Here is a 21724-nt window from a genome sequence, read left to right on the forward strand (position 1 = left end):
GTACCCCTCTGTGGGTAGAGGAGCGGCGGGCTTCTTGGTCGGAGACGCCGCTCCTTGCTGGCTTGAGCCAGTTACTGGCTTGAGCCAGTTGAGCACGCCCAAGGAGCGGTCGTCAAGCTACTGGCTTGAGCCAGTTGTATCCTGAGGTCATGACTTCGCCTCAGAGCCGCGAGACCCAGCCCGCCAGCAGGCGCATCGCACAGGCATTGCGCTCCGCGATCGAGTCCGGAGAACTGCGCGCCGGCGCCAAGTTGCCGTCTGAACGGACTCTGGCCGAGCAGTACGGCACAGCACGGAACACCGCCCGTGAAGCGGTCCGCCTGCTTTCCGAGCAGGGTCTGGTCAGGGCGGAACACGGCCGCGGCGTCTTCGTTCGCGAACCACAGCGGCTCTTCCGGTTCGGCAGTGATCGCTATGCCCTCAAGAACAGGGAGAGCGGGCTGACGCCGTTCCGCCTGGAAGCCAAGAAGCAGGGCAAGACGGCACGCATCGACGTGGTGTCGATCGCAAATGAGGAGCCGCCCAGCGATGTGGCCGAGCGGCTCGGCGTCCCTGGAGACACCGCCAGCGTCGTCCACCGGGAGAACCACTACTACGCCGACGAGGAGCCGGTACAGATCGTCTCCACATACCTCAGGTGGAGCGAGGCGGAGGGGACACTCCTGACACAGCCAAAATCCGGCCCGAACGGCATCTACGGCCGCCTGGAAGACCTCGGGCACGTCATGACTACCATCAGGGACGAGATCACCGCCCGGATGCCCAACCCGCACGAGGCAGCCGTGTTGCACCTGTCCCCCGGCGTGCCTGTTCTGGAGGTGCTGCACACGAGCTTCGACCAAGCGGGAGAAGCGTTCGAGGTCTCCCGCTACGTCCATAGGGGAGACGTGACCGGACTCAAGTACGACCTTCCCGTCGAATGAGCCAGAGAACCGGAGGGCCCTTCCGTGAACGGCAGTACGTCAGGCAATGAATTGCTCATTCGCCCTCGAACCACCGGGGACCTGGCTCAGGCAGCTGCTGCCCTGGTTACGGTGCACGAAGCGGACGGCTATCCCGTGGAAGGCGTAGAGGATCCAGAGGCATGGCTGTCTCCGTCCGAGCTGTTGACTGCCTGGGTGGCGGAACTTTCCGGGCGGGTTGTGGGGCACGCGGCCGTCAGCGGCATGGACGGCTGCCGAACCGGAACTCTTGAGCGGCTCTTCGTGCTCCCTGATGCACGGCGGCATCGAGCGGGCGAACGTCTGATTCGGGCTGCGGAGGAGTACGCGCAGGCCCAGAAGCTTGCCCTGGAACTGGAGGTGCTGACCAAGGATGAGGCCGCTATCCGTCTCTACAAACGCCTGGGGTGGACTGAGACTGGGCAGCGGACGCATCGCCTGGACATCGGAGACTCGTACCCAGCGCTTACCTTCGTGGCGCCGAAGGTGCCGACATCCCAGGCTCGCTCTAGCGGTTGACCTGACAGGGGAAGACCCCGGTTCCACCACGGGCCGGGGCCTTCCCCTGTCGGCCGCTAGACGCTAGATAGCTGATCAGAGGTCATGCAAGGTGCTAGCAGTGCTGCTAGACCTAGCAGGAGGTGATGCTAGGTCTAGCAGTAGTCGACCTGCTGCATCGGCTACGCAAGGTGATAGAGCGAGCGGCAAGCCGCACATCCCCTTGGCAGCTCGCTCCGCGAGCGCGCGCACCGCGTCGGCCGACCCGGCACCGTGACGCGGCGCGGGCCCGGCGGTGCGGGACCTGTCCGAGGGCCGGAGTTCTGCGTCACCGCGTCATCAACGTCACCCGCTTCCTCTGACCAGCACTTTTAGGGTGACGCAGAGGGCTGGGGGTGCGTCATCGGTGACGCAGAGCCGCGTCATCGGGTGACGCAGGTGACGCACGATGACGCAGGATTCAGCCTCTGCGTCACCCCCCTTCCCTGCAGGTCAAACCCTCTTTTGCCGTGCCGGGGTGACGCGGTGACGCAGACCTTCCCTACCTAGGAAAAAGAGGGAGGTTTTGTAGTGCCACAAGAGGGGGTGGCCGTGCCAACAAGAGGAGCACCCTGGGCGCTCGACGGGGTGCTCCTCTTGCTTGTGAGCGGGAAGCGGAATCCGCACGGCCGGAGAGACCGCGCGCCGGAGGAGAGGTCAGCGTCCACACCCCTCCACCTTAAGAACCGTCTTGACCTGCGGTGATGCTCTTAAGAGGAGCGAGGCTTGCGGACGCTGCGGACGCTAGTGGACGCTAAACAGTTTGTTTAGCGTCCACGCGATCTGTGCAGGTCAGGGTTGGTGCGCCACCTTCTGCGGACGCTGTGGACGCTGTCTTCCCTTAAATCTCTAGGATGAGAGGGGATGAGAGCCAAGCGGAATTCACCACCCCCCACTGAAAAGCCTCTGTAAGCCGTCGGGGAGGGCGGGGCCGGATGCCCCTTCAGGCCTCACAGCCCTCTGCGGCTCAGGCGTGGCTACTGACGGCTTTCAGTGGGGGGCTTGCCCTCGGAGCCTCGGGAGAAGAGACCACGGCCGCCGCAGAGTGGTCTCTTCGTCTTCACTACGTGGCGAAGATGAGCCTGGCCATGGGCCTTCTACTGACGGGACTCGTAGAGCTCCCACGCACGTTCCAGGGTCTCCACAGCGGCCGGAATCGCCCCCCGGTCCTCCAAGTACTCTCGCTGCCCCTTGAGCTGCTTCCCGCTGGGCCAGTCCGGATCTGCGGCAACGTCCCGCGCCAGGTCACCGATGGCGCTCCGATCCTTCGCGTGCGTTTTCAACCATGCGGTGAAGCCGTGAGATTGAGTCATCCCTACATCCTTTCACCGCCGTGCCAGCGGTGTGAGTTCTTTCGGGGAGGGAGGGGAGCCACACCCCTGGCGCATGGTTTCTAGGCCCTTTCTGGTGCCCCGTCGGCCTGCCTCCCCAGCCTCCCCAGACTCCCCAACTGGGGCGCTATTGCAGGTCAGTGCCGGGGAGGCGGGTTGGGGAGGCAGTTGGGGAGTTCTCCCCACGATGCCGGCGCCTCCCCAACTGCCTCCCTCACCCCGAACGGTGGTCCAGCCAGGTATTCCAGGGGCGGGCTGCACCCCCTCTACCCCCACTACCTTGCAGGTCAGACCCCACTACCTACTCCCTCTACCGAGATAGAGGGGCCCCACTACGTGAGCCGCCGGGTAGAGGGGACTTCGGCGGGCTCCCAACGTGGTGGGTCGAGTAGAGAGCCCCCTCTACCCGGGCCGCCTGTGGGCCGTCCGAGAGTGGCCAAGGGTGACCAATGACGACCAACGCCAATCGCTAGAACCCTGGTCAGAGCCGGGGTCAGGCCCCTGCGACCGACGCCAGGTACGCGTTGGTCTTCTCCGGGTCGAAGAAGAAGTTGTCGAAGTCGGCCGGGTCGTTGAACCCGTTGGCGAAGCGGTCCGCCACCGGCTGGAGCTGCCCCGCGGCGCCGATCAGGTTCAGCACGTGCTCCGGGGGTACGCCCAGCATCGCGTTCGTCCACTTGGTGACGTGCTGCGCCGTCTCCCAGTACCGGTCGAACGTCTGCTGCATCCACGCCTCGTCGAAGGGCCGGTCGCCCCGCTCGACGATGGAGCCGAGGTAGGCGGCGGCGCACTTCGACGCCGAGTTGGAGCCCTGGCCGGTGATCGGGTCGTTCGCCACGACCACGTCGGCGACGCCGAGGACCAGGCCGCCGCCGGGCAGCCGGCCCACCGGGTTGCGAACCGTGGGGGCGTAGCGGCCGGAGAGCGTGCCGCCCGCGTCGGTCAGTTCGGCCTTCGTGGCCCGCGCGTACTCCCAGGGCGTGAACTTCTCCATGAGTTCCAGCGTGAGGGCCAGGTGCGCGGAGGGGTCCTTGATGCCCTGGAAGGCGTCCAGCGGGCCGCCGGGTACGCCCTCCCAGAAGAGGATGTCCGCACGGCCGCTGTTGGTGAGGGTGGGCATCACGAACAGCTCGCCGACGCCCGGGACGAGATTGCAGCGCACCGCGTCGAAGTCGGGGTGCTCGGGGCGTACGCCCATGCCGTGCACGTACGACACCGCGAGCGCGCGCTGCGGCACGGAGAACGGCGAGCGCGACGCGTCCCGGCCGAACATCGAGACCAGTTCGCCCTTGCCCGCCGAGACCATCACCAGGTCGTACGTCCGGGCGAAGAAGTCCAGGTCGGAGACTGCCGCACCGTGGATGACCAGCTGGCCGCCGCGCCGCGCGAAGGTCTCCATCCAGCCGGCCATCTTCACGCGCTGGTCGACGGACTGGGCGTAGCCGTCGAGCCTGCCGACCCAGTCGACGGCACGGGAGGAGTCGGGGCCGGCCACCGAGACGCCCAGGCCCTCGATCTTCGGCGCCTGCGACTCCCAGAAGTTGAGCTGGAGGTCGCGCTCGTGCTGGAGCGCCGTGTGGAACATGCACTGCGTGGACATGACTCTGCCGGAGCGGATCTCGTCGGCCGTGCGGTTGGACATGAGCGTGACCTCGTAGCCCTGGGACTGAAGGCCGAGAGCCAGCTGGAGCCCGGACTGACCGGCTCCGACGATGAGTATCTTCCGCATGGCGGGTTGTTCTCCTATTCGGGGGTGGTGTCGAGTGCGTGCCCCACCAGGGCAAGCAGTGACTCGACCACCGTCATTCTGTTACGCGCGTCCATGATCAGTACAGGCACGTGCGGAGGAATCGTCAGGGCCTCCCGCACGTCCTGTGCCTCGAAGTCCGGCGTGCCCTCGAAGTGGTTGACCGAGACGATGTACGGCAGCCCGCAGCTCTCGAAGTAGTCGAGCGCGGGAAAGCAGTCGGCGAGCCTGCGGGTGTCGGCGAGCACTATCGCGCCGATCGCGCCGCGCACCAGGTCGTCCCACATGAACCAGAAGCGCTGCTGCCCCGGCGTGCCGAACACGTAGAGCACGAGGTCGTCGTCGAGCGTCAGCCGGCCGAAGTCCATCGCGACCGTGGTGGTCAGCTTGTCCGGTGTGGCGCTGAGGTCGTCGGTCTCCTCGCTCGCCTGGGTCATCAGGGCCTCGGTCTGGAGCGGGGTGATCTCCGAGACGGAACTGACGAAGGTCGTCTTCCCCACGCCGAAGCCGCCCGCCACCACGATCTTGGTGGCTATGGGGGCCCGGGTGCGGTCGTTCTGCCAGGCCTGGACGGACTCTTCGGCCTCGGCGGGGATCAGCGTCTCAGAGACGGCGGAGTCCACTCAGCACCCTTTCGAGCAAAGCGCGGTCGGGCTGGCCTTCGCCGTGCCCGGTACCGTACACACGGATCTTTCCCTGGTCTGCGAGGTCGCTGAGCAGGACGCGGACGACCCCCAGCGGCATCTTGAGCAGCGCCGAGATCTCCGCGACGGTACGCATCCGGCGGCAGATCTCGACGATGGCACGCATCTCCGGCATGAGGCGCGCGGGGCCGTTGGCCAGCTCCGGGCGCTCCGGTGACGCTTCGATCGCGGCCACGAAGGTCTCGACGAAGAGGATGTGGCCGAATTTGGTGCGGCCGCCGGTGAGCGAGTACGGGCGTACTCGCGCGGGGCGGCGATCCGGGTTACGGACCGGAAGGGCCGGGGTCACTGGGCGCTCTCCATCGATTTGCGCAACTCGCTGCGGAGTTCGGGGGTGAGGACATGACCGGCGCGCCCGACGAAGAGCGCCATGTGGTACGCGACGACGCTCATGTCGCAGTCCGGTGTGGCATGGACTCCCAGCAGCGAACCGTCGCTGATCGACATCACGAAGACGCTGCCCTCCTCCATCGCGACCATCGTCTGCTTGACGCCTCCGCCGTCCATCAGCTTCGCGGCGCCGATGGTGAGGCTGCCGATGCCGGAGACGATGGTGGCGAGATCGGCGGCCGACCCCTTGGGGCCGCCCTGCCGGACGGGCCGGACCGCGCCGGCTGCCGAGACCTCGGGGTCCGACGAGAGCAGCATCAGCCCGTCGGACGAGACGACGGCGACCGAACGGAGCCCTGGGACCTCCTCCACGAGGTTCTTCAACAACCAGTGCAGGTTGCGGGCTTCACTGCTGAGTCCGAATGTGCTGGGCGCAGTCAACTGCGTGCCTCCTCGACACTGTCCCCCGTGTCATCGGTAGGTACAACATCCGATCTCTGCTCCGAGATCTCCGTTTCGACGTCCTTGCGGCCGTCCTTCGCTCCCTGGTGGAAGCCGCCGAGCCTGCTGCGCAGGGCCGCGGCGTCCACGCCGCCGGTGCGCTGCTTCGGGGCCGTCCCGGTGGGCTTGGTGACCTTGGGGACGCGCTTGGGCAGCCCCTTGTCGGTGATGCGTCCGGCCCCCTGCTCCGGGACACCGCCGGTGGCGGGGTCCGGGCCGGGTTCCGCGGCGGCCGGGCCGGGCTGCCGCACGGGCTCGGGTGCGGGCTCCGGCTCCGCTACGGGGCTGGGGCGCCGCATCATGAAGGTGGGCTCGTCCACCTCGTCGGGGGTGCGCTCGTGGGCGTCGGCCCCGATCTCGTAACGCGACCTGGTCGGGATCGTGTTGGAGTTGGCCTCGGCCGCCGAGCCCGGCAGGCTGATGCCGGGTGCCGACCCTGCGTCCGGGACGAAGTGCGCCGGGGTGACCGGGGGTTCGTCCGGCAGCAGCGCGCTGGGCAGCACGACGACGGCGGCCACCCCGCCCTGCTTCTGTTCGCGCAGCTCGATCCGTACGCCGTGCCGCTTGGCGAGCAGCGAGGCCACGTGGAGGCCGAGCCCGGACTGCTCGTCGCCGGGTGCCCCCGGGCGGGACGCCTCGGGGTCGGCGAGCAGCGCGTTGAGTTCGGTGCGCCGGCCGGGCGACATACCGATGCCCTCGTCCTGTACGGAGAGCATCACCTCGCCGTTCTCCAGGAGCCAGCCGGAGAGCTGGACGTGGGCCTCCGGCGGCGAGAACGCCGTGGCGTTCTCCAGCAGCTCGGCGACGAGGTGGCTGATGTCGTCGGCGGCGAAGCCCACGACGAGGGAGTGCGGCGGCAGGGACTGGATGGCGACCCGCTCGTACCGCTCGATCTCGCTGACCGAGGCACGCAGCACGTCCACCAGAGGTACCGGACCGCCGCTCTGGCCGGGGCCGTGCTCGGTGCCCGCGAGGACCAGCAGGTTCTCGCCGTGGCGGCGCAGCACGGTCGCCAGGTGGTCGAGCTTGAAGAGGGTGGCGAGCGCTTCCGGGTCCTGCTCGCGCTCCTCCAGGCCCTCGATGATGGTGAGCTGACGCTCGATCAGGCCGAGGGAGCGCAGCGAGAGGTTGACGAAGGTCGCCTGAACGGTGTGGCGCAGCCGGTCGAGACGGGCGGTGACCTCTGCGGTGTCCGCCTCCAGCATGGCGCGTTCGGCGTCGAACCGGTCCCGGCCGCCCCGCAGCTCGCGCTCGTCGCCCGCGAGGGCGTCGGCGCGGGCACCCGCGGCCAGCACCCTGCTGTGCAGGGCGTTGATGGACCGGACGACCTGGGCGAACTCGTCGTTGCGGCCGGTGAAGGCGATCGGCTCCTCCGACTCGGGGGCGCCGGCCAGGCGCGCGGCGCCGATCCGGAGCACGGCGAGCGGGCGGGTGAGCGTACGGGCGACGGCGGCGCCGACCCCGATGGTGAGGAGCAGCAGCACCCCGGCGAGGGCGATCCGCAGTTCGAGCGCGGTCACGGCGTCGTCGCGGAGCGCGGCGAGCCGTTTGGCCTGCCGGGTGGCGAGCGACGCCTCGACACCGCGCATCTGGTCCGTGCGTGCGCCGAGCGCGGCGCCGAGCTTGGCCGGGTCGGTCTTGAGGTCCGCCGCGGAGAGCGTGGGCCGGTCGGCGAGGTGTGCGAGATAGGCCTCGGCGGTGCTGACCTCCGGGCCCGACACCGTGGAGGCGAGCGACTCCTGGTCGGCGGGGTCCGCGGCCTGGTCGAAGTCGGCGAGGGCCGCGAGTTCGCGGACCCTGGCCTGCTGGGCCGCCGCGCTCAGCCCGTCCCGGGTGCGGCCGCCCTCGCCGCCGGTGTCACCCGGCTGCTGGACGTAGGTGCCGGTCACCGGGTCGTACACGGGGGCCGATGCGGGGCGCGGGACGGCAAGCGCGCCGAGCAGCAGCCCGCGGGTCTGTGAGGCCTGCCCGACCGCGTGGCCGAGGTCGACCCCGGCACGGGTGGCCGCCGCGGCCTCGGGCGGTGTCCGGTCGGCGAGTTGGTCCGAGGTCTCCTGGACCTTCTCGATCAGGTCGGAGTACGCCTTGTTGGCTTCGAGCGCGGTGCTCTTGCCGGTCAGGGCCGTCCGGCGGACGGAGGGGAGGGTGGCGAGATCGTGCCGGAGGGCGGCGGGTGCGGCCGCGCCGATCTCCGCGATGTCGCTGTCGACGCGGGTGGCCCGGTCGGCTGCCAGTTTGTCCTTCTTGGCGCGCCCGCCCGCGATGTAGACCGTGACGTCGTCCCGCTCGTCCGCGAGGTCGTGCGCCAGGGAGACGGTCTGCTGGTCCAGGTCACCGAGGGTGACCAGCCGCTGGGCGTCGGTCAGTTCGGCCGAAGCGCTGTAGACCGCGGGGGCACTCGCCGCGAGGACGGCGAGACCGACGACGGCCACACCGGCGACCAGGCGCCTGCGTACCCGGACGGTGCGCTCGGGCGGCGCGCCTCTGTTGCCCCGAAGCCGCTTGTTCTGCACCGGTGCTCACAATCTTGACTCGTCCACGCATGACGCCGAGGTGATGACTGATCACAAGGATGCGCTCCCACCTCTGGTACGGCTTCTGACCATTCCAGTGGTTTTGGGAGGGGAGTGCGCATCACCAGGTCAGCCACCTGAACGAGTGAACATCAACAGCAAGTTGGCGAACAACTCTGCGCCCCGCGCACGCGGTGCGTGCACGGGGCGCCGGTTGGAACTTCCGGACCGGCTTTGGCAGGATGCGCGCCCGCAGCGCGTCGGCGCCGTCACGGAGTCGTACATTCCGTGCCAAGTTCCACGGCCGGCGTGGCGGTCCGTACCATTCGCCCGCGACTGTGCGCCCTCCGTGAAGGCCTCAGGCAGACTGAACGGTATGCGGATCGAACTCGCCTCCACCCCCGGCACCCCCGAACGCCCCAACGAGGACTGGACCGGTGCGGTCCTGCCTGCCGCGGGGCGGGGCGGGCTGCTCGTGCTGCTCGACGGCGTGACACCGCCCGCGGGGGCGGACGGATGTGTGCACGGTGTGCCGTGGTTCACCGCCCGGCTCGGCGGCTCCCTGGTCGAACTGTCCGGTTCGCGACGGGATATGAGCCTGCGTGAGGTACTCGCGGAGGCGATTCGCCTTACCGCCGAAGCGCACGGCTCAATCTGTGACCTTTCTCACGTGCGGACCCCGCAGGCAACCGTCGTCATGGCGCGCTGGTCCGGCGAGACGGTCGAGCACCTGGTGCTGTCCGACTCGGTCCTGCTGATCGAGGACGCCTCGGGGGACGTACGCGCGGTGCTGGACGACCGCCTCGACCGGCTGCCGCGCGAGGTACTGGCGACCGACGCGACGGCCGACGCCGTACGGAACCAGGAGGGCGGGTTCTTCACCGCGGCCGCCGATCCGGCGGTGGCGGCGCGCGCGGTGACCGGACGCACGCCCCTGGCGGAGGTGCGGGCGCTGGCCGCGCTCAGCGACGGCGCGAGCCGCTGGGTGGAGGTGTTCCGGGAGGGGGACTGGGCCGAGTGCCTCGCGGTGCTGCGCAAGGAGGGTCCGCAGGCCCTGATCGGGCGGGTGCGGGCGCTGGAGGACGCGGACACGGACCGCGTGTTCCTGCGGAACGGCAAGACGCACGACGACGCGTCGGCCGTGCTGCTGGAGCCGTAGGACTCCCCGGCCGGGCGGAGAGCCCGCGGCCCCGGCCCAGCGGCCCGCCCGCACTCCGCGCCCGGCCCCGGGCTCAGTCCTCGGCCCGGGCGTTCAAGTGGTGCAGCAGGCGGGCGAGTTCCGCGACCTCGGCCCGGTCCCAGCCGTCCAGCTTGCGCACGTATTCGGCCCGGCGCGCGTCCCGTACTCGCCGCATCCGTTCGCGCCCCTCGACGGTGAGCTGTACCAGGAAGGCGCGCCCGTCCCCGGGATCCTGCTCACGGGTGACCAGCCCGAGGTCCTCCAGGGACCGCAGTTGACGGCTCATGGTCGCCCGGCCGACTCCGATGTAGGCGGCCAGGTCGGTGGCCCGCTGTCCGCCGAACTCGTCGAGGCAGACCAGCAGTCCGTAGGCGGCGGCCTCCAGATCGGGATGGACGGCGCGCGACATCTCACCGGACGAGGCCCGCGCACGACGCAGGAAAACAGCCAACTCCCGTTCCAGCGCCAGGAATTCATGGTCCACACCACTCTTGGGCGCGACGGGGAGTTCACTTCCAGTACCGCTGTCGTGCACGTCAGCACCCCTTACGAGCTTTCCCGATCCTGAAAGTTTCTTTCAGCCTCTGCCATCGCCGCAGCTTGGCCAGTATTTCGCAGGAGTAGACCAACGGCAGCACCCGGGCCCCCTTCCGCCGTACGGGTCTACGTGCGTAGCGTCGTCACCGCCGACATGTTCACATGTTCACAACACGACATGCCGGGAGACTTCCCCCAGCTCCCCCACCGAGCCTTTCGGAGGCACGCACATGCCCGTGCTCAGATCCGGAACGGCCCGACGCGGACGCATTGCCGCAGTCGGGATTCTTCTCGCCTTCCTCACCTCCCTGCTGGCCCTGCCCGGCCAGGCGTCCGCAGCCGACAGTCCCGTCGCCCCCGCGCGCGGCACGGCGACCATGGGGATGGGCGTCATCGCCCACGACGGCCAGGGAGGCACCCCCCACGACACCCGCGCCGCCCAGACCGAGGGCGTCGACGTCTCCGGCTACCAGGGCAACGTCAACTGGGCGACGCTGTGGGGCAGCGGTGTGCGGTGGGCCTACACCAAGGCCACCGAGGGCAACTACTACACGAACCCCTCCTTCACGCAGCAGTACAACGGCTCGTACAACGTCGGGATGATCCGCGGCGCGTACCACTTCGCGACGCCCAACGACTCCAGCGGTGCGAACCAGGCGAACTACTTCGTCAGTCACGGCGGCGGCTGGTCCCGCGACGGCAAGACCCTGCCGGGTGTGCTGGACATCGAGTGGAATCCGTACGGCGACGCCTGCTACGGCCTGAGCGCGGCATCGATGGTCGCCTGGATCCACGACTTCGCCACCACCTACAAGTCGCTCACCGGGCGCGACGCGGTCATCTACACCGCGACCAGCTGGTGGACGCAGTGCACGGGGAACAACAGCAGCTTCGGGGCCACCAACCCGCTCTGGATCGCCCGCTACGACTCGGCGCCGGGCGCGCTGCCCGCGGGCTGGGGCTTCCAGACGATGTGGCAGTACACCTCGACCGGACCGACGGTCGGTGACCACGACAAGTTCAACGGCGCGCTGGACCGGGTGCAGGCACTCGCCAACGGCTGACCCCGCGATCCGCACAGGGGCCCCCGGCAAGCTGCCGGGGGCCCCTTGGTGAGGCGCAGCCGTTCAGGCGGCCGCCGGGACCCGTACCTCCGCCGGGGACAGGGCGATGTCCAGGACCTGGCGTACGTCCGTCACCGGGTGCACCTCCAGGGTGTCGAGCACCTCGGCGGGGACGTCGTCCAGATCGGCCTCGTTCCGCTTGGGGATCACCACGGTCGTGATGCCCGCCCGGTGAGCGGCCAGCAGCTTCTGCTTCAGCCCGCCGATCGGCAGCACCCGCCCGGTCAGCGACACCTCACCGGTCATGGCCACATCCGTACGGACCTGCCGGCCGGAGAGCAGCGACGCCAGCGCCGTGGTCATCGTGATGCCCGCGCTCGGGCCGTCCTTGGGCACCGCGCCCGCCGGGAAGTGGATGTGCACCCCGCGTTCCTTCAGATCCGCGACAGGCAGCTCCAGTTCGGCGCCGTGCGAGCGCAGGAAGGAGAGCGCGATCTGCGCCGACTCCTTCATGACGTCGCCGAGCTGTCCGGTGAGGGTCAGCCCCGCCGCGCCGGTCTCGGGGTCGGCCAGCGACGCCTCGACGAACAGGACATCGCCGCCAGCGCCGGTGACCGCGAGTCCGGTCGCCACGCCGGGCACCGCCGTACGGCGCTCCGCCGGGTCCTGGGCGGACTCCGGCACGTGGTGCGGGCGCCCGATCAGCGGCCGCAGCTGTGCGTCGGTGACGGTGAGCGGCAGCTCCTGGTCGCCCAGTTCGTGCTGGGCGGCGACCTTGCGCAGCAGCCTGGCGACGGCCCGCTCCAGATTCCTCACGCCCGCCTCGCGGGTGTACTCCCCCGCCAGCTTGCGCAGCGCGGAGTCGTCGAGCGTCACCTCGCCGGGCTCCAGACCCGCGCGCTCCAGCTGCCTGGGCAGCAGGTGGTCGCGGGCGATGACGACCTTCTCGTCCTCGGTGTAGCCGTCGAGCCTGACCAGCTCCATCCGGTCGAGCAGCGCCTCCGGAATGGCTTCGAGCACGTTCGCGGTGGCCAGGAACACCACATCGGACAGGTCGAGCTCTACCTCCAGGTAGTGGTCCCGGAAGGTGTGGTTCTGGGCCGGGTCGAGCACTTCGAGCAGGGCGGCCGCCGGGTCGCCCCGGAAGTCCGAGCCGACCTTGTCGATCTCGTCGAGCAGGACGACCGGGTTCATCGAGCCGGCCTCCTTGATCGCCCGCACGATCCGGCCGGGCAGCGCGCCGACGTAGGTGCGGCGGTGTCCGCGGATCTCCGCCTCGTCCCGTACGCCGCCGAGCGCGACGCGGACGAACTTGCGGCCCATGGCGTGCGCCACTCCCTCGCCGAGTGAGGTCTTGCCTACTCCGGGCGGCCCGACGAGCGCCAGTACGGCGCCGCCGCGGCGCCCGCCGACGATGCCCATGCCCCGGTCGGCACGGCGCTTGCGCACCGCCAGGTACTCGGTGATGCGCTCCTTCACGTCGTCCAGGCCGGAGTGCTCGGCGTCCAGGACGGCCTTGGCGCCCCGGATGTCGTACTCGTCCTCGGTGCGTTCGTTCCAGGGCAGTTCGAGGACGGTGTCGAGCCAGGTCCTGATCCAGGAGCCCTCGGGGCTCTGGTCGGACGAGCGTTCCAGCTTCTCGACCTCCTTGAGCGCGGCCTCCCTGACGTAGCCGGGCAGGGCGGCGGCCTCGACCCGCGACCGGTAGTCGTCGGATTCGTCGTCCGCCTCGCCGTTCAGCTCGGAGAGCTCCTTGCGTACGGCGTCCAGCTGGCGCCGGAGCAGGAACTCGCGCTGCTGCTTGTCCACGCCCTCCTGGACGTCCTTGGCGATGGACTCGGCGACGTCCTGCTCGGCGAGGTGCTCGCCCAGCCACTGGACGGCGAGCTTCAGCCGGGCCACCGGGTCGGCGGTCTCCAGCAGCTCGGTCTTCTGGGCGAGGGTGAGGAACGGCGAGTAGCCGGAGTTGTCGGCGAGGGCCGAGACGCCCTCGATCTGCTGGACGCGGTCGACGACCTGCCAGGCCCCGCGCTTCTTCAGCCAGTCGGTGGCGAGGGCCTTGTACTCCTTGACCAGCGCGGTGACGGCGCCGGGCAGCGGCTCGGGGTCGGCCTCGTCGATCCGGATCCCCTCGACCCAGAGCGCGGTGCCGGGGCCAGTGGTGCCCGCGCCGATCTGCACCCGGCCGCGGCCGCGAACGAGGGCGCCGGGGTCTCCGTCGGAGAGTCTGCCGACCTGTTCGACGGTGCCGAGGACGCCGGTGCTCGCGTAGCTGCCGTCGAGCCGCGGAACGAGAAGGACCAGCGGCTTGTTGCCGCTGGAGCGGGTGGAGGACGCCTGGGCGGCCTCCACGGCGGCACGTACGCCGTCGTCGGAAAGGTCCAGCGGCACCACCATTCCGGGCAGCACGACCTCGTCGTCGAGTGGCAGCACGGGCAGGGTGAGCGGTGTGGACGTGTCAGCCATGATCTCCCCTTAGGCAGTGAAGTTGAGCTATCCAGACTCAATGCCGAGAAGGGTGCTGGTGTTCCCGGGCGGCCGTTCGCTCTCAGCGATCGGGCCCGCGGACCCCACCGGGGAGGCATCGGCGGCTGCCGCGCCGACCGGTCCGGACGGGGCGGCGGGCGGGGCGGACGTGGCAGGTGCGGACGCCTCGGGCGCCCTGCCTGTCCTGGCGGCCGCCCAGCGGCGCACCAGCGGCCAGCAGGCCACCCCGATGGCCAGGGAGAGCGGATGCCCCCAGTCGGTGAGCGGGTCGCCGAGCACCAGCAGCGCCTGGACGAGCGTCGTGGCGACGGCCGCCAGGAGCGGCCAGCGCAGCAGCGGCGGGAGCAGTCCGGACAGCGCCCCGACGCCGGCCATCAGACCGAAGCTGATGCCGTAGTCCATTCGGTGGAGCGAGGAGTCGGGGAGATGGCCCGCGGCGACCGCGACACCGACCGGGATCTCGGTGGCCAGCGTCGCCAGGACATGCCCCGCCAGGAACACCGCGCCGGTGCGCAGCGCGCCGATGCGCCGCTCCAGGGCGGTGAGGACGAGCAGGAAGCCGACGGCGGACGTCGAGAGGAGCCCGCCGGCTATCCACAGGGCGCTGCCCACCAGGACGAGCAGCGGGGTGCGGGCCAGATGGGCCATGTCGGTACTGGAGTCCCGCAGCAGGGCGGTGACGGTGTGCGGGTCGGCGTGCTCGGCGAAGAGCGAGGTGGCGACCAGCACCAGGACGTAGACGAAGGTGAAGGGTGTCCCGGCGGGGGTGGGCAGCAGGCGCAGCAAGGGCGACAGGGCCCGGCCCGTGCCACCGGCCGGGCGCCGTATCCGCTGTATGTGGTGCACTCTGTCTGTCCCGTCGGCCGTCGGTCTGTCCGTTCGACTCCGCTTTCCCCACCGTTCACTCTCCGGGATAGCCTCCGACCGCGCCTATGACGCGCACCACACGAAGCAACCCCCGCACCCCCCGTGGCGTCCGGGGCCGACCCGGGAGGAGACATCCCCATCGACATCACCGGCATCGAGGACGTACGCACACTCGACCGGCGCGAGGGCCCGTACGGCGAGGTCGTGCTGCGCGAGCGCGGGGAGCACTTCGAGATCATCGCCAACGGGTGTTTTCTGATGGACACGTCGGACGGCCGTTCGGAGCGGCTGCTGATCGACGTGGCCCTGGCCGCGCTGCCGGCCGGCCGCGACCGTCCCTCCGTGCTCATCGGCGGACTCGGCGTCGGGTTCTCACTCGCACACGCCGCGGCGAACCCGCGCTGGGGCCGGATCACGGTCGTCGAGCGCGAGCAGGCCGTCATCGACTGGCACCTGGAGGGCCCGCTCGCCCGGATCTCCGGCGCGGCGCTCGCGGATCCCCGGACTGTGATCCTGCCCACCGATCTGGTCGCCCACGTACGCGGATCCGCCTCGGCCTATGACGCTTTGTGCCTGGACATCGACAACGGACCGGGGTGGACGGTCACCGACGACAACGGCGGCCTGTACACCGCACGGGGGCTCGCAGCGTGTATGGAACGGCTCAAACCGGGCGGAATCCTGGCCGTCTGGTCGGCTCAGCCATCGGAGACTTTTGAGGAAGCCTTGCGGAATGCCGGGTTCACCGGGGTACGGACCGAAGAGGTGCCAGTTGCCCGGGGCGTGCCTGACGTGGTCCATCTCGGTGTTCGCCCTGCGTAGCCGGGACGGCGTCCGTGCATCTAGTCTGCTGACCGGCAGATGAGATCTGGACGCCTTGTCCAAGAACGCGGCTGGGAGTCCAGCCGCGTACGCAGCAGATCGCAGACCAAGAGCGCACTTCCAGGGGCGGGCGATGGAGCAGACACACACCACCCACAACGGCGTCGCGGCCACCCCGGGCGCCCAGCGCCGGGTGCTGGTCGTCGAGGACGACCCGACAATCGTCGACGCCATCGCCGCACGGCTGCGGGCCGAGGGTTTCCAGGTGCAGACAGCCACCGACGGCCCGGCCGCGGTGGACGCGGCCCAGGGCTGGCAGCCGGACCTGATGGTTCTCGACGTGATGCTGCCCGGCTTCGACGGCCTTGAGGTCTGCCGCCGGGTCCAGGCGCAGCGGCCGGTGCCGGTCCTGATGCTGACGGCCCGCGACGACGAGACCGACATGCTGGTCGGGCTCGGTGTCGGCGCCGACGACTACATGACCAAGCCGTTCTCGATGCGCGAGCTGGCGGCGCGCGTCCATGTCCTGCTGCGGCGGGTGGAGCGGGCGACCATCGCCGCCTCGACGCCGCGCAGCGGCATCCTGCGCCTCGGCGAGCTGGAGATCGACCACGCGCAGCGGCGGGTGCGGGTGCGCAACGACGACGTGCATCTGACGCCCACCGAGTTCGATCTGCTGGTCTGCCTGGCGAACACCCCGCGCGCCGTCCTCTCGCGCGAGCAGCTGCTCGCCGAGGTCTGGGACTGGGCCGACGCCTCCGGCACCCGGACGGTGGACAGCCACATCAAGGCGCTCCGCAGGAAGATCGGTGCGGAGCGCATCCGTACGGTGCACGGTGTCGGGTACGCGCTGGAGACCCCGGCACCATGAACCGTCCGCGGTTCCAGCGGACCTGGAGCGGTGTCCGGCCCCGGGACCTGGGCCGCAGCCTGAGCGGGGTGCTGACCCGGCCCCGGCCGTGGAACCGGCAGCGCCCCCTCCCGGTGTCGATCAAGGCCAAGCTCGGCACGCTCGTGGTGGTGTCGGTCTTCATCACCACGGGGCTGCTGCTCGTGGCGCTGCGGACCAAGACGGAGCTGCGGTTCATCACGGTGTTCTCGGTGATCGCCTCGATGCTGATCACCCAGTTCGTGGCGCACAGCCTGACCTCGCCGCTGGACGAGATGAACACCGTCGCGCGGTCGATCTCACACGGTGACTACACCCGGCGGGTCAGTGGCGCCGACCGCAGGGACGAACTGGGCGACCTGGCCACGACCATCAACCGGATGGCCGAGGACCTGGAGGCGGTGGACCGGCACCGCAAGGAGCTGGTCGCGAACGTCTCCCATGAGCTGCGGACCCCGATCGCGGCCCTGCGGGCGGTGCTGGAGAACGTCGTGGACGGGGTGTCGGCCGCCGACCCCGAGACGATGCGCACCGCGCTCAAGCAGACCGAGCGGCTGGGCCGGCTGGTCGAGACGCTGCTCGACCTCTCCCGGCTGGACAACGGAGTGGTGCCGCTCAAGGCGGGCCGTTTCGAGGTGTGGCCGTATCTCTCCGGCGTCCTGAAGGAGGCCAGTCTCGCAGCCGCGCAGCGCGCGGGCGCCTCGGGCTCCGGAGGCCAGCACACCCGGACGGACGTCCACCTCCATCTGGACGTCTCGCCGCCGGAGCTGACGGCGCACGCGGACGCCGAGCGGCTCCACCAGGTGGTCGCCAATCTGATCGACAACGCGGTCAAGCACTCCCCGCCGCACGGCCGGGTCACGGTCCGCGCCCGGCGCGGCCAGCAGCCGGAGTCGCTGGACCTGGAGGTCGTGGACGAGGGCCCGGGCATCCCGGAGTCCGAGCGGCACCGGGTCTTCGAGCGCTTCAACCGGGGCCGTGCGCCCTCTCCGCACGGTCCGGGCAGCGACGGCGGCACCGGGCTCGGGCTGGCCATCGCCCGCTGGGCCGTCGATCTGCACGGCGGGCGGATCGGGGTGGCCGAATCGTCCCGTGGCTGCCGGATACGGGTCACTCTTCCGGGCGTATCGAAATCACCAAGTTGACGTAAAGTCTCCAGCGGAAGCGTGGGTTCCGTACGGAACCCGCGGGTAAGCGCGTCAGAGGGTGCCGGCCAAGGGGCGGTAGCTGTGACGCGTCATACCCGCATGAGGGGGAACCACGCTTGTTTCCCGCCATTTCAAGCCCCGAAACCAGCTTTCGAGTGTGACTTACACGACGTTGGACCGCCCGGCCTGCGCCTCCAGGCCAGGGAGGCGTAGCCTTTATTTCCGCTGTCCATCACCTTGTGAAGCGGAAGAGGGCGGTTAACGCCGTGTCGTCTCAGTCCCCCAGTAATTCGAGCATCTCGACCGACCAGGAGGGGCAGGACAAGAGTCCTGCCGAAGCTTTTGGTCCCAATGAGTGGCTCGTCGACGAGATCTACCAGCAGTACCTCCAGGACCCGAATTCGGTTGACCGTGCCTGGTGGGACTTCTTCGCCGACTACAAGCCAGGTTCTGCCGGTGCTCCCACCGCGGGTGCGGACCCGGTGAGCGCGAGCCCTCCACACCAGTCGGGCGAGAGCGGCCGGGCGGCCGCCACGCAGGGGGGCGCAGCCGCGGGGGCTGCTCCCACCACGTCAGCGGCTCCGGCCGCGCCCGCCACTCCCCCGGCTGCCGCGCCCGCAGCGCCGCAGGCCCCGGCTCCGGCCGCGCCTGCCGCCGCGAAGCCCGCGGCCGCCGCACAGCCCGCTCCGGCCGCCAAGGCCGCTGCCAAGGCCGAGCCCGCCGCCGAGCCCGAGGCTCCGGCCGGTCCCGAACTGGTGACCCTGCGCGGCCCGTCCGCCGCCGTCGCGAAGAACATGAACGCCTCGCTGGAGCTGCCGACGGCCACGTCCGTCCGCGCGGTCCCGGTGAAGCTGCTCTTCGACAACCGCATCGTCATCAACAACCACCTGAAGCGCGCCAGGGGCGGGAAGGTCTCCTTCACCCACCTCATCGGCTTCGCGATGGTGCAGGCCCTCAAGGCCATGCCGTCGATGAACCACTCCTTCGCGGTGAAGGACGGCAAGCCGACGCTGGTCAAGCCGGCCCACGTCAACCTCGGCCTCGCCATCGACCTGGTGAAGCCGAACGGCGACCGCCAGCTCGTCGTCGCGGCCATCAAGAAGGCCGAGACGCTCAACTTCTTCGAGTTCTGGCAGGCGTACGAGGACATCGTCCGCCGCGCCCGCGCGAACAAGCTGACGATGGACGACTTCACCGGGGTCACCGCGTCGCTCACCAACCCCGGCGGTATCGGCACCGTCCACTCCGTGCCCCGCCTGATGCCCGGTCAGGGCCTCATCATGGGCGTCGGCGCGATGGACTACCCGGCCGAGTTCCAGGGCACGTCGCAGGACACCCTGAACAAGCTGGGCATCTCGAAGGTCATGACCCTGACCTCGACCTACGACCACCGGGTCATCCAGGGCGCCGCGTCCGGCGAGTTCCTGCGGATCCTCGCCAACCTGCTGCTCGGCGAGAACGGCTTCTACGACGACCTGTTCGAGGCGCTGCGCATCCCGTACGAGCCGGTCCGCTGGCTCAAGGACATCGACGTCTCCCACGACAACGACGTCACCAAGGCCGCCCGCGTCTTCGAGCTGATCCACTCCTACCGGGTCCGCGGCCACGTCATGGCCGACACCGACCCGCTGGAGTACAAGCAGCGCAAGCACCCCGACCTGGACATCATCGAGCACGGGCTCACCCTCTGGGACCTGGAGCGCGAGTTCGCCGTCGGCGGTTTCGCCGGCAAGTCGATGATGAAGCTGCGCGACATCCTGGGCGTGCTGCGCGACTCGTACTGCCGCACCACGGGCGTCGAGTTCATGCACATCCAGGACCCCAAGCAGCGCAAGTGGATCCAGGACCGCATCGAGCGCGGCGCGCACGCCAAGCCCGAGCGCGAGGAGCAGCTGCGCATCCTGCGCCGGCTGAACTCGGCGGAGGCGTTCGAGACCTTCCTGCAGACCAAGTACGTCGGCCAGAAGCGCTTCTCGCTCGAAGGCGGCGAGTCCGTCATCCCGCTGCTCGACGCGGTCATCGACTCGGCCGCCGAGTCGCGCCTCGACGAGGTCGTCATCGGGATGGCCCACCGCGGCCGTCTCAACGTGCTGGCCAACATCGTCGGCAAGTCGTACGCCCAGATCTTCCGCGAGTTCGAGGGCAACCTCGACCCGAAGTCGATGCACGGCTCCGGCGACGTGAAGTACCACCTCGGTTCCCAGGGCACGTTCACCGGTCTGGACGGCGAGCAGATCACGGTCTCGCTGGCCGCCAACCCCTCGCACCTGGAGACGGTCGACCCGATCGTCGAGGGCATCGTCCGCGCCAAGCAGGACATCATCAACAAGGGCGGCACGGACTTCACCGTGCTGCCGGTGGCGCTGCACGGCGACGCGGCCTTCGCGGGCCAGGGCGTCGTCGCCGAGACGCTCAACATGTCGCAGCTGCGCGGCTACCGCACCGGCGGCACCGTGCACATCGTGATCAACAACCAGGTCGGCTTCACCGCCGCCCCGGAGTCGTCGCGCTCCTCGATGTACGCCACCGACGTGGCCCGCATGATCGAGGCGCCGATCTTCCATGTGAACGGCGACGACCCGGAGGCCGTGGTGCGCGTCGCGCGCCTCGCGTTCGAGTTCCGTCAGGCGTTCAACAAGGACGTCGTCATCGACCTGATCTGCTACCGCCGCCGCGGTCACAACGAGGCCGACAACCCCTCGTTCACGCAGCCGCTGATGTACGACCTGATCGACAAGAAGCGCTCGGTGCGCAAGCTCTACACCGAGTCCCTCATCGGTCGCGGCGACATCACGCTGGAAGAGGCCGAGCAGGCGCTCCAGGACTTCCAGGGCCAGCTGGAGAAGGTCTTCGCGGAGGTCCGCGAGGCCACCGCGGAGCCCGCCGAGGCCTCGGTGCCGGTCCCGCAGGCGGAGTTCCCGGTCGCCGTGGACACCTCGATCTCCCAGGAGGTCGTGAAGCGCATCGCCGAGTCCCAGGTCAACATCCCGGACCGGATCACCGTGCACCCGCGGCTGCTGCCGCAGGTGCAGCGCCGGGCCGCGATGATCGACGAGGGCACGATCGACTGGGCGATGGGCGAGACCCTCGCCATCGGCTCGCTGCTCCTGGAGGGCACCCCGGTCCGCCTCTCCGGCCAGGACTCGCGCCGCGGGACCTTCGGCCAGCGGCACGCGGTGCTCATCGACCGCAAGACCGGCGAGGACTTCACCCCGCTGCTCTACCTCTCCGACGACCAGGCGCGGTACAACGTCTACGACTCGCTGCTCAGCGAGTACGCGGTGATGGGCTTCGAGTACGGCTACTCGCTGGCCCGCCCCGAGTCGCTGGTCATGTGGGAAGCGCAGTTCGGTGACTTCGTCAACGGCGCGCAGACCGTGGTGGACGAGTACATCTCGGCCGCCGAGCAGAAGTGGGGCCAGACGTCCGGCGTCACCCTGCTCCTCCCGCACGGTTACGAGGGCCAGGGCCCGGACCACTCGTCCGCCCGCCCGGAGCGCTTCCTCCAGCTGTGCGCGCAGAACAACATGACGGTCGCCATGCCGACGCTCCCGTCGAACTACTTCCACCTCCTGCGGTGGCAGGTGCACAACCCGCACCACAAGCCGCTGGTCGTCTTCACCCCGAAGTCGATGCTCCGCCTCAAGGCGGCCGCGTCGAAGGCGGAGGAGTTCACCACGGGCGGCTTCCGCCCGGTCATCGGGGACGACAGCGTCGACCCCAGCGCCGTGCGCAAGGTGGTGTTCACCGCGGGCAAGGTCTACTACGACCTGGACGCGGAGCGCACCAAGCGCGGCGTCACGGACACCGCGATCATCCGCCTGGAGCGCCTGTACCCGCTGCCGGGTGCCGAACTGCAGGCGGAGATCGCCAAGTTCCCGAACGCCGAGAAGTACCTCTGGGCGCAGGAGGAGCCGGCGAACCAGGGTGCGTGGCCGTTCATCGCGCTGAACCTGATCGACCACCTGGATCTGGCCGTCGGCGCCGACGTCCCGCACGGTGAGCGCCTGCGCCGCATCTCGCGGCCGCACGGCTCGTCGCCCGCGGTCGGCTCCGCCAAGCGCCACCAGGCCGAGCAGGCCCAGCTGGTCGCCGAGGTCTTCGAGGCCTAGGCGGTACGAGCAGG

At 69.7% G+C, this 21724-nt stretch carries 17 protein-coding genes; 8 read left to right on the forward strand and 9 right to left on the reverse strand.

Translation table 11 applies throughout. The features are described 5' to 3' along the window. The first annotated feature begins 125 nt into the window (after positions 1-125). Together OG285_RS09780 and OG285_RS09785 are read left to right on the forward strand one after the other, a co-directional pair. The gene (locus OG285_RS09780; protein WP_371790765.1) at positions 126-923 is read left to right on the forward strand and encodes a GntR family transcriptional regulator; all 798 of its coding nucleotides are present in this window, start codon (positions 126-128) and stop codon (positions 921-923) included. 24 nt (positions 924-947) lie between these two features. Then, positions 948-1460 (forward strand): N-acetyltransferase family protein, encoded by a 513-nt coding sequence (locus OG285_RS09785; RefSeq protein ID WP_371790766.1) that lies wholly within the window; start codon positions 948-950, stop codon positions 1458-1460. 1115 nt (positions 1461-2575) lie between these two features. Here OG285_RS09785 and OG285_RS09790 read toward each other — a convergent pair. From OG285_RS09790 to OG285_RS09815, 6 genes are all read right to left on the reverse strand, one after another. Then, entirely contained in the window at positions 2576-2791 is a 216-nt protein-coding gene (locus OG285_RS09790) for a YozE family protein (RefSeq protein WP_371790767.1), read from the reverse strand. A gap of 511 nt (positions 2792-3302) precedes the next feature. Beyond that, a complete protein-coding gene (locus tag OG285_RS09795) occupies positions 3303-4538 on the reverse strand; it encodes a styrene monooxygenase/indole monooxygenase family protein (protein ID WP_371790768.1) in 1236 nt (411 codons plus the stop codon). Between the two features lie 14 nt (positions 4539-4552). Beyond that, positions 4553-5179: an ATP/GTP-binding protein gene (locus tag OG285_RS09800; RefSeq protein WP_371790769.1), complete on the reverse strand. Its 627-nt coding sequence runs from the start codon at positions 5177-5179 to the stop codon at positions 4553-4555. After that, positions 5160-5567, reverse strand: a complete 408-nt coding sequence (locus tag OG285_RS09805) for a DUF742 domain-containing protein (RefSeq protein ID WP_164266009.1) — start codon at positions 5565-5567, stop codon at positions 5160-5162. Before OG285_RS09805 ends, OG285_RS09800 begins: the two co-directional genes overlap by 20 nt. Further along, positions 5546-6031: a roadblock/LC7 domain-containing protein gene (locus tag OG285_RS09810; RefSeq protein WP_356827172.1), complete on the reverse strand. Its 486-nt coding sequence runs from the start codon at positions 6029-6031 to the stop codon at positions 5546-5548. The genes OG285_RS09805 and OG285_RS09810 overlap by 22 nt, the downstream gene beginning before the upstream one ends. Then, on the reverse strand, positions 6028-8604 hold the full coding sequence (locus OG285_RS09815; protein ID WP_371790770.1) for a nitrate- and nitrite sensing domain-containing protein: 2577 nt from the start codon (positions 8602-8604) through the stop codon (positions 6028-6030). Before OG285_RS09815 ends, OG285_RS09810 begins: the two co-directional genes overlap by 4 nt. Before the next feature lie 376 nt (positions 8605-8980). Here OG285_RS09815 and OG285_RS09820 point away from each other — a divergent pair, with 376 nt between their 5' ends. After that, positions 8981-9763: a hypothetical protein gene (locus OG285_RS09820; protein WP_356827174.1), complete on the forward strand. Its 783-nt coding sequence runs from the start codon at positions 8981-8983 to the stop codon at positions 9761-9763. Positions 9764-9836: 73 nt separating this feature from the next. Here OG285_RS09820 and OG285_RS09825 read toward each other — a convergent pair whose 3' ends face one another. Further along, positions 9837-10319 carry a MarR family transcriptional regulator gene (locus tag OG285_RS09825; RefSeq protein ID WP_356827175.1) on the reverse strand — a complete coding sequence of 161 codons (483 nt, stop codon included), beginning with the start codon at positions 10317-10319 and terminating at the stop codon, positions 9837-9839. 232 nt (positions 10320-10551) lie between these two features. On the opposite strand from OG285_RS09825, the gene OG285_RS09830 reads away from it, so the two are divergent. Beyond that, positions 10552-11385, forward strand: coding sequence for a lysozyme (locus OG285_RS09830; protein ID WP_356827176.1), 834 nt, complete (start codon positions 10552-10554; stop codon positions 11383-11385). 63 nt (positions 11386-11448) lie between these two features. On the opposite strand, the gene lon is transcribed toward OG285_RS09830, so the two are convergent. Next, positions 11449-13851: an endopeptidase La gene (gene lon / locus OG285_RS09835; protein WP_371790771.1), complete on the reverse strand. Its 2403-nt coding sequence runs from the start codon at positions 13849-13851 to the stop codon at positions 11449-11451. Between the two features lie 27 nt (positions 13852-13878). After that, positions 13879-14718 carry a rhomboid-like protein gene (locus OG285_RS09840; RefSeq protein WP_371790772.1) on the reverse strand — a complete coding sequence of 280 codons (840 nt, stop codon included), beginning with the start codon at positions 14716-14718 and terminating at the stop codon, positions 13879-13881. Between the two features lie 153 nt (positions 14719-14871). Here OG285_RS09840 and OG285_RS09845 point away from each other — a divergent pair, with 153 nt between their 5' ends. From OG285_RS09845 to OG285_RS09860, 4 genes are all read left to right on the forward strand, one after another. After that, positions 14872-15561 (forward strand): spermidine synthase, encoded by a 690-nt coding sequence (locus OG285_RS09845; RefSeq protein WP_371793493.1) that lies wholly within the window; start codon positions 14872-14874, stop codon positions 15559-15561. A 133-nt stretch (positions 15562-15694) separates the two neighbouring features. Next, positions 15695-16432 (forward strand): response regulator transcription factor, encoded by a 738-nt coding sequence (locus OG285_RS09850; protein WP_164266008.1) that lies wholly within the window; start codon positions 15695-15697, stop codon positions 16430-16432. A 71-nt stretch (positions 16433-16503) separates the two neighbouring features. Further along, positions 16504-17595 (forward strand): ATP-binding protein, encoded by a 1092-nt coding sequence (locus OG285_RS09855; protein WP_371793494.1) that lies wholly within the window; start codon positions 16504-16506, stop codon positions 17593-17595. Between the two features lie 269 nt (positions 17596-17864). Further along, on the forward strand, positions 17865-21710 hold the full coding sequence (locus tag OG285_RS09860; protein WP_371790773.1) for a multifunctional oxoglutarate decarboxylase/oxoglutarate dehydrogenase thiamine pyrophosphate-binding subunit/dihydrolipoyllysine-residue succinyltransferase subunit: 3846 nt from the start codon (positions 17865-17867) through the stop codon (positions 21708-21710). Positions 21711-21724: the final 14 nt, after the last annotated feature.

It is taken from the genome of Streptomyces sp. NBC_01471, from assembly GCF_041438865.1.
Taxonomy (GTDB): domain Bacteria; phylum Actinomycetota; class Actinomycetes; order Streptomycetales; family Streptomycetaceae; genus Streptomyces.